At 61.1% G+C, this 13976-nt stretch carries 13 protein-coding genes; 6 read left to right on the forward strand and 7 right to left on the reverse strand.

What is annotated here, in order from left to right:
- Positions 1–97 precede the first annotated feature (97 nt).
- Together ACZZZU_RS13485 and ACZZZU_RS13490 are read left to right on the forward strand one after the other, a co-directional pair.
- The gene (locus tag ACZZZU_RS13485; RefSeq protein ID WP_463552137.1) at positions 98–1111 is read left to right on the forward strand and encodes a DUF5924 family protein; all 1014 of its coding nucleotides are present in this window, start codon (positions 98–100) and stop codon (positions 1109–1111) included.
- Positions 1112–1647: 536 nt separating this feature from the next.
- Positions 1648–1941 (forward strand): GIY-YIG nuclease family protein, encoded by a 294-nt coding sequence (locus ACZZZU_RS13490; RefSeq protein WP_463550895.1) that lies wholly within the window; start codon positions 1648–1650, stop codon positions 1939–1941.
- Here the strand turns inward: ACZZZU_RS13490 and ACZZZU_RS13495 are convergent, their stop codons facing one another.
- Complete coding sequence (locus tag ACZZZU_RS13495) at positions 1942–3552, reverse strand: HAMP domain-containing methyl-accepting chemotaxis protein (RefSeq protein WP_122691094.1); 1611 nt, start codon at positions 3550–3552, stop codon at positions 1942–1944.
- Positions 3553–3633: 81 nt separating this feature from the next.
- Positions 3634–4866, reverse strand: a complete 1233-nt coding sequence (locus ACZZZU_RS13500; protein ID WP_463550896.1) for a nucleoside recognition domain-containing protein — start codon at positions 4864–4866, stop codon at positions 3634–3636.
- Positions 4867–5023: 157 nt separating this feature from the next.
- On the opposite strand from ACZZZU_RS13500, the gene ACZZZU_RS13505 reads away from it, so the two are divergent.
- On the forward strand, positions 5024–5680 hold the full coding sequence (locus ACZZZU_RS13505; protein WP_463550897.1) for a DUF3313 domain-containing protein: 657 nt from the start codon (positions 5024–5026) through the stop codon (positions 5678–5680).
- Positions 5681–5757: 77 nt separating this feature from the next.
- Here ACZZZU_RS13505 and ACZZZU_RS13510 read toward each other — a convergent pair whose 3' ends face one another.
- Positions 5758–5922, reverse strand: coding sequence for a DUF1328 family protein (locus tag ACZZZU_RS13510; RefSeq protein ID WP_110615871.1), 165 nt, complete (start codon positions 5920–5922; stop codon positions 5758–5760).
- Between the two features lie 254 nt (positions 5923–6176).
- On the reverse strand, positions 6177–6611 hold the full coding sequence (locus tag ACZZZU_RS13515; RefSeq protein WP_463384170.1) for a PA2169 family four-helix-bundle protein: 435 nt from the start codon (positions 6609–6611) through the stop codon (positions 6177–6179).
- Between the two features lie 232 nt (positions 6612–6843).
- Here ACZZZU_RS13515 and algB point away from each other — a divergent pair, with 232 nt between their 5' ends.
- Together algB and ACZZZU_RS13525 are read left to right on the forward strand one after the other, a co-directional pair.
- Positions 6844–8190 (forward strand): sigma-54-dependent response regulator transcription factor AlgB, encoded by a 1347-nt coding sequence (gene algB, locus ACZZZU_RS13520; RefSeq protein WP_122492088.1) that lies wholly within the window; start codon positions 6844–6846, stop codon positions 8188–8190.
- Positions 8187–9971 (forward strand): KinB sensor domain-containing domain, encoded by a 1785-nt coding sequence (locus tag ACZZZU_RS13525; RefSeq protein WP_463550898.1) that lies wholly within the window; start codon positions 8187–8189, stop codon positions 9969–9971. The genes algB and ACZZZU_RS13525 overlap by 4 nt, the downstream gene beginning before the upstream one ends.
- 93 nt (positions 9972–10064) lie before the next feature.
- On the opposite strand, the gene ACZZZU_RS13530 is transcribed toward ACZZZU_RS13525, so the two are convergent.
- Positions 10065–11369, reverse strand: coding sequence for an OprD family porin (locus ACZZZU_RS13530; RefSeq protein WP_463550899.1), 1305 nt, complete (start codon positions 11367–11369; stop codon positions 10065–10067).
- A gap of 572 nt (positions 11370–11941) precedes the next feature.
- Here ACZZZU_RS13530 and ACZZZU_RS13535 point away from each other — a divergent pair.
- The gene (locus tag ACZZZU_RS13535) at positions 11942–12661 is read left to right on the forward strand and encodes a 16S rRNA (uracil(1498)-N(3))-methyltransferase (protein ID WP_463550900.1); all 720 of its coding nucleotides are present in this window, start codon (positions 11942–11944) and stop codon (positions 12659–12661) included.
- 135 nt (positions 12662–12796) lie between these two features.
- On the opposite strand, the gene ACZZZU_RS13540 is transcribed toward ACZZZU_RS13535, so the two are convergent.
- Positions 12797–13327 carry a ferritin-like domain-containing protein gene (locus ACZZZU_RS13540; protein WP_122492092.1) on the reverse strand — a complete coding sequence of 177 codons (531 nt, stop codon included), beginning with the start codon at positions 13325–13327 and terminating at the stop codon, positions 12797–12799.
- A 153-nt stretch (positions 13328–13480) separates the two neighbouring features.
- The gene (locus ACZZZU_RS13545) at positions 13481–13957 is read right to left on the reverse strand and encodes a chemotaxis protein CheW (protein WP_122492093.1); all 477 of its coding nucleotides are present in this window, start codon (positions 13955–13957) and stop codon (positions 13481–13483) included.
- Positions 13958–13976: the final 19 nt, after the last annotated feature.

The raw sequence follows: 13976 nt of genomic DNA on the forward strand, positions 1-13976 counted from the left end.
GCGCGCCGCACTCCTACTTAAAGCGCCACCATGGACCCCCGCTGTGTCCGCCCGTATTCTGCGCTCCTGCTTTTCAACCTGCCGGTCTGCCGCCGTGATAAACACCTGGAAAAACCGCGCACTCGCCGTTATTGCGCTGCTGCAACGCTACCCCGGCGTGGTGGCGGCATTCGGTTTTATCTCGGGCGCCTTGAGCTTCATGCTTGTCGACCGCCAAGCGCGGCTGGCCACGCCCATTGCGGTAATGCTGCTAATCAGCTGGCTATGGCTGACCCTGGAAAGCGTCGTGACCCGCGTGTTCGCCAGGCTCTTTGGCCGCGAACTGCCGCAACCTCTGGTGCGTTACCTGACGCAGATGATCCACCAGGAAAGCCTGTTCTTCGTGCTGCCGTTTTTCATCATCACCACCACCTGGAACAGCGGGCAATTGATGTTCACCGGGTTGCTGGCCTGTGCCGGCCTGGTGAGCATCATCGACCCCATCTACAACAAATGGCTGGCCCCGCGCCGCTGGCTATACCTGGCCATGCACACCCTGACCCTGTTCGCCGCGCTGCTGACGGCGCTGCCCATCATCCTGCACCTGACCACCGCGCAGAGTTACAAGCTGGCGCTGGGCATTGCGGTGGCGCTGTCTTTTCCCAGTTTGCTGGTGACCTTTCCTATTCAACGCTGGTGGCGTGGTTTGGCGCTCATCGGCCTGACCCTGGCGCTGGGCGGTGCGGGTTGGTTGCTGCGCTCATGGGTGCCGCCGGCCACGCTTTGGCTGACCGAAGTGGCCGTGACCACCGAACTGGACGACTTCAACCGCGCGCCGGGGGAAAGCCTGAGCACCATGACCGCCAATGATCTGCGCACCAAAGGTCTGTACGCCTACACCGCCATCAATGCGCCGCGTGGTTTGGCTGAACGCATCTACCACGTATGGCGCCACAACGGCGAAGAGATGGACCGCATCGCCCTGGACATCAGCGGCGGGCGGGCGAAGGGGTATCGGTCGTGGACGCACAAACAGAACTTTCCGCAGGAAGTGGAAGGGGATTGGGAGGTGCGGGTGTTGACTGAGGATGGGCAGGTGATCGGGGTGTTGCGGTTTGAGGTGACGCCTTAGGGGTTGGGTTGCCACTTTTTTCTTGCGATGGCACTTCGGTTCAATAGCCTGGATCCCCGCGTTCGCGAGGATGACGGTGGGTTAAAGAAGCCTTGCGTTCATGCCCTTCGCAAACTACCGCGAGCCGGACGCCGCACCTTCCTTCCAAAGACTGGATCCCCGCGTTCGCGAGGATGACGGAGGGTTAAAGAAGCCTTGCGCTCATGCCCTTCGCAAACTACCGCGAGCCGGACGCCGCACCCTCCTTCCAAAGCCTGGATCCCCGCGTTCGCGAGGATGACGGAGGGTTAAAGAAGCCTTGCGCTCATGCCCTTCGCAAACTACCGCGAGCCGGACGCCGCACCCTCCTTCCAAAGACTGGATCCCCGCGTTCGCGAGGATGACGGAGGTGTTTGCCCCTTCACCGTCATCCTCGCGAACGCGGCGGTCCGACGATTCGGGATCCAGAATCTTCCGTCGGACAAAGGGACCCGGCCGATTCCCCCTTCAGCGCCGAGCGACAAACCTAAGCGCCCCCTCAAACACGAACAAACCTCATGGAAAGGATTCCCACGGTCTACATACTCGCCAGCCAGAAAAACGGCACGCTTTACATCGGTGTCACTTCAAACCCAGTCCAACGCATCTGGCAGCATCGAGCCGAAGCCATGCCCGGCTTCAGCAAAACCTACAACGTTCACCGCCTCGTGTATTACGAAGTCCACGAGCACATGCTTACTGCCATAGCCCGCGAAAAGCAGCTCAAAAAATGGCGACGCGAGTGGAAGATCAACCTCATCGAATCCACCAACCCAACCTGGTCCGACCTCTGGCCCACCCTCCTCCCTTAGCTACAACCGAAACCGCTGCACCATCCCGTTCAAATCACTCGCCAACTTAGCCAGTTGATCACTCGCCACCGACGTCTCATGCGCACCCGTGGCGTTCTGTTCGGCGATGTCGCGGATGGCGACCAGGTTGCGGTCCACTTCCCGCGCCACGCTCGCTTGCTCCTCAGCCGCGCTGGCGATCACCAGGTTCATGTCGTTGATCTGGTTGACGCGCTCGGCGATCAGTTGCAACGCGCTATCGGCCTGGCTGGCCATGATCTGGCTGCGGCTGGCGTATTCGCTGCTTTGTTCCATCGCACTCACCGACTGCTGGCTGGCGGTTTGGATGGCGCTGATCATCCGCTCAATTTCCTGCGTACTGGTTTGGGTGCGCTGGGCCAGCGCGCGCACTTCGTCTGCCACCACCGCAAACCCACGGCCCTGATCACCGGCGCGCGCCGCCTCAATGGCAGCGTTCAAGGCCAGCAGGTTGGTTTGTTCGGCAATGGTGCGGATCACTTCCAGCACACGGCCGATGGCGATGGCCTCGTCGGCGAGCGTGGCGATGGTGGTCGAGGTGATGTTCAAGCGGTCTGTCAGTTGCTCGATGGTGTTTCGCGTACTGCTTACCTGCTCGCGCCCGGCCTGGGCGGTTTCCTGGGCTTCGCGTGACGTGTCGGAAGTGTGGTTGGCGTTGCGCGCCACTTCGTCGACGGCGGCAGACATCTCGGTCACCGCCGTGGCGGCCATCTGAATTTCGTCGTTTTGCCGGGTAATGCCGCGCGAAGAATCGTCGGTTACCGCATGCAGCTGCTCGGCCGCCGAGGCGAGTTGGGTGGCGGAGTTCTGGATGTTCAGCAGGGTTTCGCGCAGCGTGCCTTGCATGCCGCCAAGCGAGCGCTGCACCTGGGTCACCTCATCGGCGCCTTCAGCCGGCACCGGCTGGCTGAGGTCACCGGCGGCAATGCGCTCGGCCGACGCCGCCAGAACCGCCAGCGGCCGGGTGATGCTGCGGCTGAGCAGCACGGCGGCAATCACGGTGAAAATAACGCTGGCCAGCAGAATCAGGCTGAAGGTCACGGTGGCGTTGTTGGCACTGGCTTCGGCACGCGACCCCGCTTCGGCGGCGCCCCGGTTGTTGAGGGCGATCAGTGCGTCAAGCGAGGCAATCAAAGCATCGAAGGCTTGCTCAGATTGAGCTGCCACCGCTGGCGTCACACCGCCACTGGCCATGCCTGCCAGCACGGCGTCGAGGGCGTTTTCGTACGCGTCGCTTTTGGTTTCGTAGTCGCCGAACAGGCGCCGGTCTTCATCGAGAATGATCGTGCCTTCGTACTCTTTGTCGTAGCCGTGCACGCGGTCGGTGATGGTGCGGATTTCCGCGCCGAGCGACGTCAACTCGTTGGGCTGAGCGACGATTTCGTTTTCATCCAGGCGCATCAGTTGGCGGTCGGATTTGATCTTGGCCATCAAGTCCAGACCGCCCATCCAGACGTCTTTCACTTCCATCAAATCGGTACGCAGGCTCGACAACTCGGTGAGCGCGACGCCACCTGTGACCAACAAGCACAGCGTCAACACGCCAAAGCCGATGAAGTTACGCAGACCCACACTGACCGAACGTAGAGACATAACCCACCCCAAAGCGCGTTGGCGATGGGCTGAGTTTAGTCAGCGTGCCGTCGCCTGCATGGCGTCTCGTCGTGCGGCCCGTTAGCCGCCGAAAAACCAGTAGCACACCGAAATGGCCGCCACCACGCCGGCAAATTCCGCCAGCAGCGCACAGCCCACGGCGTGCCGCGCGCGCTGAATGCCGACGGCGCCGAAATACACGGCCAGCACGTAGAAGGTGGTTTCCGTACTGCCTTGAATCGTCGCCGCCACCAACGCGGGGAAGCTGTCGACGCCTTGGCTTTGCATGGTTTCAATCAGCATCGCGCGCGCCGCGCTGCCGGAGAACGGTTTCACCAGCGCCGTGGGCAAGGCGTCGACAAAACGGTTGTCCCAACCCAGCTGTTCGACCAGCCAACGAATGCCGTCCAGGCCGAAATCCAACGCCCCCGAGGCGCGCAATACGCCGACGGCGCAGAGCATGGCGACCAGATACGGCAGCAAGCTTTTGGCTACGTCGAAGCCTTCTTTGGCGCCTTCGACGAAGGTTTCGTACACCGGCACTTTGCGCAGCGCGCCGACCAGCACGAACAGCAGAATCAAACCGAACAGGGTCAGATTGCCCAGCAACGACGACAAGCCGGCCAGCGCCGTGGCCGACAACCCGGCCAACAGCGCCATAAAGCCGCCGAGCAACAAGGCGCCCGGAATCAGGTACGCGAGCACTACAGGGTCCCAGAGGCGCAGGCGCTGCATCACCGCCACCGAGAGCAAACCGACCAGCGTCGAGGCGCTGGTGGCAAGCAGAATCGGCAGAAATACCAGGGTCGGGTCCGGCGCGCCCTGCTGGGCGCGGTACATAAAGATGGTCACGGGCAACAGGGTCAGCGACGAGGCGTTGAGGACCAGAAACAGAATCTGCGCATTGCTCGCGGTGGTGCTGCTGGGGTTGAGTTCCTGCAGGGCGCGCATGGCTTTAAGGCCAATGGGTGTGGCGGCGTTGTCCAGGCCCAGGGCGTTGGCGGCAAAGTTCATGGTGATCAGCCCCAAGGCCGGATGGCCTGGCGGCACTTCGGGCATCAGGCGGCGGAACAATGGGCCCAGCATGCGGGCCAGCCAATCGACGATGCCGGCCTTCTCGGCGATGCGCAAAAAGCCGAGCCACAGCGTAAGGGTGCCGAACAGCAACACCATCACCTCGACCGAGAGTTTGGCCATGGCGAACAGGCCTTCGACCATGGCCGCAAACACGCCGGCGTTGCCGCCCACCAACCACTGCGATAACGCCGCAATGGCGGCAACAATGAAAAAGCTCAGCCACAAGCCGTTGAGCATGGTTCGTCCTCTTGATGTGCCGCAGATGATAGCGGCGCCCTTTGCTGCATTGCCACCGACACCCGCACCAGCACGGTCATTTTTCTCAGCTAGGCTCACTTCGCCAGCAGTGCCCGCCGGTGCGCACCGGTTCACGTTTCGCTTAGGAGTTTCAAGGATGACTAAACGATTGATCGCCAGTTTTGCCCTGAGCAGCGCTTTGCTCATGGCGGGTTGCTCCAGCTCTACCACTCAGCCTGAGCAGTACTCGGGTTTTTTGTCGGACTATTCCATTCTCAAACCGGCGACTTCGGCCAGTGGCGCGCCCGTGCTGCGCTGGACCAAGCCGGGCCTGGACCTCAACCACTACAGCTCCGTGCTGGTGGAAAAGCCGCAGTTCTACCCGGCGCCCAAGCCCAATGAGCAGGTCAGTCAGAAAGCACTGAATGACATTTCCACCTACCTGCAACAGGCCATGAAACGCGAACTGGCAGGCCGTTTGCGCATCGTCAACCAAGCCGACGCCGACACCTTGGTGCTGCGTTCAGCCATTACCGCCGTCGACACCTCGGCCAAGGGTTTGCAGTTCTATGAAGTCATCCCGATCGCGCTGGCTGTCGCGGCGGCTACGGCGGCAGCGGGCACGCGCGATGAAGACACCACCATCTTTGTAGAAATGCAGGCGCTGGATGGCGCGACGGGCAAGCCGGTCGCCGAAGTGGTCCGTAAGGGCACCGGGCTGCGGCTGGAAAACGACACCACGCAACTGACGGTGAAAGACCTCGCCCCGGTGCTGGACGTATGGGCCAAAGATGCACGCAACTTCAAGCCTTGAACGCAGGGCTGCGCGCTAAAACGCAGGCATAAAAAAACGCCCTCTAACGAGGGCGTTTTGGTGTGGCGCTGATGGCGTCAGACTCGACCGCGACGGCCGAAGATCAGCGAAACAACGAACATCACCAGGAACACGACAAAGAGAATTTTCGCGATGCCGGTTGCGGTGCCCGCAATACCACCAAAGCCCAACACTGCTGCGACGATGGCGATGATCAGAAAGGTAATGGCCCAACTCAACATGATGTCTCTCCTTACGTTTGGTTCGGGTTCGAAACCCTGTTTGTCAGGAACCCTTACTGGGTTGGAACCACGGCCTTCTGGCTTGGTTCAGGTTCCTTGTTTCGTATTGCGTTAAAAAATTCGGTACAGCCTGGTTAAAACAAAACCTGCGGTGGCGGGCGGTTGGGCTTCGCCTCGCTCAGCCCACTCTACGAATCAAGAAAGGTCGTAGGTTGGGTTGAGCGCAGCGAAGCCCAACGCTCACCGAAGCCGGCTTACTTCAGCGAATGCTTCAGTTCACGCATACGGTCGTGGCACGCGCGCACTTTCGGCATTTCTACGGCCAGGGCGGCGCGCAGATCCGGGTCAGCATCTTCCATGGCGTCTTCGAAGGCATGCAGGATGCGGTCTTCGGTGTCTTCCAGTTCGGCGACATAAGCGGCGCCTTCATCTTTGGACATGCTGGCTTTGGTGTCGGCGTAAACCTGACGCAGCTTGCCCATCACGGTGCCGCCCTGAGCGGGGGTCTCGTGGTTGGCGGCTACTTTCACGGCCAGCGCCTGAATCACCTGGATTTTGGCTTGCGACATGTCGCGGAACAGGGCCTGCAGCTGCGGGTCTTTGACCTCGGTGCGGGCGTGCTCGTAAAACCGCTGACCGTCACGGGTGATTTCGATCAGTTCGTTCAGTTGGCTGGTGCGACTGCTCATGATGATTTCCTCTCGGTCTAGGGCCGTTCTTGGCCTGTTGCAAGGGATATCGCAAGCGCTGTGCCAGCTTTTTAAAACTTTTTATTTCGTTTAAAAACAACAGGTTAACCGGTCTAAGCGAGACGCTCCGCCATGCAGCTTGCAGGATGGGTTTAAATCCACCGTGCAAGTTGCACGAACTTGCCCGTACTTTCCGTGACTAACGCTCACTGCAACCGATCTGAGAACACACATGGAAGCTCCCAGCCCGAAAAATGGCCGCATTTTATTGGTCGATGATGAGTCGGCAATTCTTCGTACGTTCCGCTATTGCCTGGAAGACGAGGGCTACACCGTAGCCACCGCGACCAGCGCCATGCAGGCTGACACCCTGCTGCAACGCCAGGTGTTCGACCTGTGCCTGCTGGACCTGCGCCTGGGTGAGGACAACGGCCTGGAAGTGCTGGCGCAGATGCGCCTGCAAGCGCCGTGGATGCGCGTGATCATCGTCACCGCGCACTCGGCCATCGACACCGCCGTGGACGCCATGCAAGCCGGCGCCAGCGACTACCTCGTCAAGCCGTGCAGCCCGGACCAACTGCGCATGGTCGCCGCCAAGCAGTTGGAAATCCGTTCCCTGGCCGCGCGCCTTGAACAGTTGGAAGGCCAAGCGCGCAAGCCAGGCGACGACCTCGACTCCCACAGCCCGGCAATGATGGCCGTGCTGGAAACCGCCCGGCAGGTGGCTGGCACCGACGCCAACATTCTGATCCTTGGCGAATCCGGTACCGGTAAAGGTGAATTGGCCCGCGCCATTCACGGCTGGAGCCAACGCTCGAAGAAAGGCTCGGTCACCATCAACTGCCCCTCGCTCACTGCCGAGCTGATGGAAAGCGAGCTGTTCGGTCACAGCCGTGGCGCCTTTACCGGCGCCAGCGAAAGCACCCTCGGCCGCGTCAGCCAGGCCGATGGCGGCACCCTGTTCCTGGACGAAATCGGCGACTTCCCCCTGAGCCTGCAACCCAAGTTGCTGCGCTTTATTCAGGACAAAGAATACGAACGGGTCGGCGACCCGGTGACCCGTCGCGCCGACGTGCGCATCGTTGCGGCCACCAACCTCGACCTCGACGCTATGGTGCGTGAGGGCAAGTTCCGTGAAGACCTGCTCTATCGCCTGAACGTCATCACCCTCAAGCTGCCGCCGCTGCGCGAGCGCGCCGACGACGTGCTGATGCTGGCCGAGCGGTTCCTCGCCCGCTTTGTGAAAGACTACGCGCGCCCTGCCCGCGCCTTTACCGAAGAAGCGCGCAACGCCCTGCTCGACTATCAATGGCCGGGCAACATTCGCGAGCTGCGCAACGTCATCGAGCGGGCAAGCATCATCTGCCCGCAAGAGTTGGTGGATGTCAGCCACCTCGGCCTGGTTGCGCCCACCAGCAGCAATGCCCCACGGGTCGGCGCCGACCTGAGCCTGGAAGACCTGGAAAAAGCCCACATCGCCGCCGTGTTGGCCACCAGCGACACCCTTGACCAAGCCGCCAAAACCCTGGGCATCGACGCCTCGACGCTCTATCGCAAACGCAAACAGTACAACCTATGAAGCCAGCCATGACCCTGCGAACGCGGTTCTTCCTGAGCTTCTCAGCGTTGATCACCGTCGCGCTGTTGGGCTTGCTGCTGGGGGTGGTCAGCGTGTTGCGCATGGCCCAAACCCAGGAAGGCCTGATCCAGAACAGCTTCGCCACCATCGACCTCAGCCAACGCCTGCGCACCAGCTTTGGCGACCAGCTGACCATCATGCTCAGCGTTAAACCGGACATGACGGCACTGCGCGCTTCTCAGGCGCAATTTCGCAATCTGCTGGAAGAAAGCCTGGACCTGGAAAACCGCCACGACCGTGAAGGGTTTGAGCGCATCGAGAAAGCCTACAGCGAGTTTCAGGTGACTCTCGACGCGGCCGACCCGGCCAATGGTGGTGTCAACGACGACGACACCGTCAGCCAGGCCTTCAACGACGTGCGCAAGCAAATGCTCGAAGTGCAGCAGGTCGCCATTAACAACGTGACCATGGCCGAAGCCCAGGCACGCGATCGGGCCAGGCTGATCGCCCTGCTCCTGAGCCTGTTGGGCGGTGCCGTGCTGCTGATCGGGCTGCTGACGGCACAAAGCATTGCCCGCCGTTTTGGCGGCCCCATCGAAGCGCTCGCCACTGCCGCCGACAAAATCAGCCAGGGCGATTTCGACGTGGCGTTACCGGTGTCTTCGGTCAGCGAAATGGCCCTGCTCAGCCGCCGTTTCGGGCTGATGGCCGATGCCCTGCGCCAGCTCAAGGAAACCAACGTCGAGGCCTTGCTCGCCAGTCAGAAACGTCTGCAAGCGGTGCTCGACAGCATCGACGACGGCCTGGTGATCATCGACGTCAACGGCAACATCGAGCACGCCAACCCGGTTGCCATCCGCCAGTTGTTCTGGGAGCACGACCTGCTGGGCAAAAGTTTTGGCGCGGTGATCAATCGCCCGGAACTGGATGAAGCCGTAAGCCTGGTGCTTAGCGGCAAACAGCTTGAGCAGGTGCCGGAAGATTTGCTGATTGAAACCGCCGGTGAAAAACGCCTGCTGGCGTGGGCGCTGACCCCGGTGCATCACATCGACGGTCGCACGGTGGGCGCCGTGATGGTGCTGCGCGACGTTACCGAACAGCGCGCCTTCGAGCGCATCCGCATGGAGTTTGTGCTGCGCGCCTCCCATGAGCTGCGCACGCCCGTGACGGGCATGCACATGGCCTTCAGCCTGTTGCAGGAGCGGTTGAAGTTTGGCGAGGAATCACGCGAAGCAGACCTGATTCGCACCGTCGACGAAGAGATGGCGCGGCTGGTGCAGCTCATCACCGACCTGCTGAACTTCTCGCGCTACCAGAACGGCCTTCAAAAGCTGGAACGCGCCCCGTGCGACCTGCACGAGCTGATCGGCCAAACGCAACAACGCTTCGCCGCCAAAGCCAGCGAGCGCGATATCAATATCGTGGTGGAAGTGCTGGAGCCGCTTACGCAGGTGAATATCGATCGCCAGCAGATCGAGCGCGTGCTCGATAACCTCATTGCTAACGCCCTACGGCACAGCATCAGCGGCAGCGAAATTCAGGTGCAAGCGCGGCGCCATGGCGAACGCCTGATCATCAGCGTGCAGGACTTCGGCGAAGGCATCGACTTCAGCCAGCAAGCGCGCATTTTCGAGCCGTTTGTGCAGATCGGCAAACGCAAAGGCGGCGCCGGGTTGGGCTTGGCCTTGTGCAAGGAAATCGTGCAGTTGCATGGCGGGCGAATCAGCGTGTATTCGCGGCCCGGTAAGGGTTCGCAGTTCTATATGGCGTTGCCGATTTAGCAGCTGTTCGCCGTAAAAAAATCGAGGCTGAAGCCTCTCCTACAGAAAACGAAAACCTGTAGGAGAGGCTTCAGCCTCGATGCGTTTCAGCCCTTACAAAATGCTCAACGGATACTCGATGATCAGACGAACCTGATCGGAATCCACATCCGAGGTCCCGGAAATACGGTGCGTGGCTTGCCGCACGCGGAAGGACAAGTCCTTCGCCGGCCCATCTTGCACCACGTATTTAACCGACAGATCCCGCTCCCAATGTTTCTCGTTGTCGGCGTAGTAGTTGTAAGGACTGCTGGCATCCATGTGGCTGCCGTCCACGTTGTCGCCACGGGTATAGCCGGCGTAGAAGGTCAGGCCCGGCACGCCGTAGGTGGCCATGTTCAGGTTGTAACCCAAACGCCAGGACTCTTCGCGCGGGCCGTTGAAGTCGACCAGTTGCATGGAGTTGGCCAGGTAGATGGAGTCCTGGAAAACGCCGCCGCCCAGTACCAAGTAATCGAACGGCTGGTCGCCGTGGTTTTTCTGGAAGGCCAGCGTCACGGTGTGCGCGCCAAAGGTGTAGCCGGTGGCGAACGACCAGGCGGTAGTGTCGATGGTGCCCGCCAGCGATTTGCCCTCGTCGAGGGTGCGGTAAATGTTGAAGTCGAAGCTCAGCGACTGGTCGTCACTCAGCGCCATCACGTAGTTGGCGTTGCCGTAGTACTGCTTCCACAGGTCTTCATATTCGGAGCCGTAGCCGGTGACGCTTAGGGTGTCGGTGACGCTGTAGGTGGCGCCGAGAAAGGTGACGTCGCCGCCTTCCTTGCCGGCATAGCCCGCATAGAAACCGTCGTGGCTGCCGGACTGGTTGTTGTCTTTGGACGAGGTGAAGTGACCGGCGTCGACTTTCAGGCCTTTGACTTCGGCACTGTTCAGTTGAAAGCCGGTTGCAGTGGCCGGGACCAGGCGCGCGTCGGCCATGGCGATAACCGGGTTGTACGGGCGCAGGTCGCCGTATTTCAGCGTGGTATTGGAGAGGCGAACTTTCACCGCGCCGCCCAGGGACGAGAAGTCGTCTTCGGAATTGCCGTCGGAGTCCTGCGGGAACATTTTCGAGCCGGCGCGTCCACCGCCGCTGTCGAGCTTGATGCCCGCGTAGGCGCTCATGTCGACGCCAAAACCCACAGTGCCCTGGGTGAAGCCAGACACGTAATCCAATTGGAAGCCTTGGCCCCATTCGCGGTTATCGCCGGTGCCGCGGTCGTGGCGGTCCATGTTCCAGTAGAGGTTGCGCGAAATCAGGTCGAGCGAGCTGTCTTCCACAAAGCCTTTGGAATCGGCCTGCCCGGCTTGCGCTGCGGACAAGGTGAAAACGCTGGCGCTCGCCGCCGCCAGTGCCAATCCGGTGTGTTTCAGTTTCATCGTGTCGTCCCCATGAAGTGAATGTGTCGGCATGCACCCGCACCAGCGCCCGGGCGTCATTCAAATGGGTTGAGCGTGGCGGCCACCTGATGCACCGCCCGCTCGCTCAGTCTTTGCGGTGGGAGATGCAATCCGCGCCGCTGGCCGAGTTACCCATGGGCCTAACAAAAGCCCCATTCATTGCCCCATGTTCGCGCGTTACGCCCTGTTCAATTCACGACACATTGACGTGCTATTACGCCAACGCGCGTGGCGCGGAAAGTTGACGACTGAGGTGTAATTTGTCGGGTCGGACAAGTCATAAAACGGCACTTTGTTAGCGCACCGAAAGCGATCTATACAGCTGATAAACAAGTGTTTTCCTATTAAATCGTGTGCACGCTTCCGACATTCAGTTAATCAACTTTCGCAGACTTCAAAACACTTACATTAGTTAGCGTTATCCGAAGTATTACCGGGGCATCGATGAACTTTTCCCGGCTATTTGAAGCGCGCACCGCGTGCGCGAACGAGAATTTCAAACACGCTCTGGGCTATGCTTGCCGCCCCTATCGCCGACTGCCGTTTTCGCCATGCGCCTCTCCCGATTCTTTATTGATGCCCCCCTCTCTATCGGCCAGCACGACCTGCCAGAAACCCAGGCGCACTACATCGGCCGCGTGCTGCGTCATGCCGTTGGCGATGCGGTGCAGCTGTTTGACGGCAGCGGCCAGGAGTTTCTTGGCGAGCTGATTGAAGTAGGCAAAAAGAACGTGCGCGTGGAACTGCGCGAAGCGCTGCCGGGACAAGCGCCATCGCCGCTGCATATTCATCTGGGCCAGGGGCTGTCTCGCGGCGAGCGCATGGACTGGGCGATTCAGAAAGCCACGGAATTGGGCGCCAACGAGATCACGCCCATCGTTAGCGAACGCTGCGAGGTGCGCCTGAAAGGCGAGCGGGAAGACAAACGCCTGGAGCACTGGCGGCAAGTGGCGATCAGTGCGTGCGAGCAGTGTGGGCGTTCGGTGTTGCCGGTGATTCATCCGCCGGTTGTTTTAGCGCAGTGGCTTGAGCAGGCCCAGGCCGACTTGAAACTCGTGCTGCACCCCGTGGCCGAGCCACTGACCAGCCATGACAAACCGCAGTCGCTGGCGTTTCTGATTGGGCCGGAGGGCGGTTTGTCGGACGCCGAAGTGGCCCAGGCGCAGGGCCGGGGGTTTCAGGCGGCGCGGTTAGGGCCGAGGGTGTTACGCACGGAGACGGCGCCGGTGGTGGCGTTGAGCGTGGCGCAGCAGTTGTGGGGGGATTTTTAGTTCTGCGTTTGCCCCGGCCCTCTCCCCCAGCCCCTCTCCCGCAAGCGGGCGAGGGGAGTTAACCGAGTCGCCGCTCAGTTCCCCTCTCCCTTGGGGAGAGGGGCTAGGGGTGAGGGCAAGGCACAACGCCTATCCTCAAGAATCCTTCAACAGATCCGCCAGATCATCCGCATGCTCTTCTTCCTGCGCCAGAATCTCTTCAAACAGGCGGCGCGAAGTCGGGTCGTCGTTGCCCAGGTAGTTGATGATTTCCCGGTAGCTGTCGATGGCGATACGTTCGGCCACCAGGTCTTCGGTAATCATCTCTTTCAGCGTCGCGCCTTCCACGTATTCGGCGTGGGAGCGCTCGGTCAGGCTTGCTGGATTGAAGTCCGGCTCGCCGCCCAGCTGCATGATGCGCTCGGCCAGTTGGTCCGAATGCGCCAGCTCTTGTTGGGCGTGCTCGAGGAACTCGGCGGCAGCGGCGCTGGCTTTCAGGCCGGTGGCCATGAAGTAGTGGCGTTTGTAGCGCAGGTAGCACACCAGCTCGGTGGCCAGCGCGGTGTTGAGCAGCTTGATCACTTCTTCGCGGTTGGCCGAGTAGCCCTCGGTAATCGCGCCTTCTTCAATGTGCTGGCGCGCGCGTTGACGCAGCGTGGCCACGTCGGTCATCAGAACAACAGTCATTTTTCACTCTCCATCAGCAGAACGGTCGGTAGCGCAGGCTCTAACGGCCGGCGTCTCGGTGTACTGAGGTGTGAGTGGCGAGGCGGGGAAAAGTTTGAAGTTTTGTGAGGGGCTAGCGTTGGGCTTCGCCGTGCGAAGCCCAACGAGCGGGCATCAGATCAAGCCGGCATCGGCAAGCATCTGCTCCAGGGCCAGCAGGTCGGGAATCTTCGCCACGGCTTCACCGAAGCTCACGGCGTCCAGTTCCAACGGCGCCAGCGGCACGTCGGCCCGCGCCAGCTCGGTGCCTACTTTCAGCGAGCGCGGAATACCTTGCACCAGCAGGGCGAGAAACTTCACGTTGGGGCGCCCGCCCAGGGCGTTGATTACCGCCACGCGTGCGCCGGGGCGAATCTGGGGTTGGCCGTCAGACGCCGCTTCAAACGACAGCAACGGCAAACTCAAGTCACGCCACGCCATTTGCCCGAGGAACCAGGCCGGCATGCCGGGCGTTACTTGCGGCGCGCGATAGGGAATCAGCTCGGCCACCGCCACGTTCGGCAGCAGCAAGGTGCGGTCGGCCAGGGGCACTAGCAACCCGGTGATGCTGGTGGCGGTTGAGGCGGTGGTTGGGGTGACGGCTTGGCTCATGGGGAAATCCTGTCGGCGC

Source organism: Pseudomonas sp. AC136 (genome assembly GCF_979258585.1).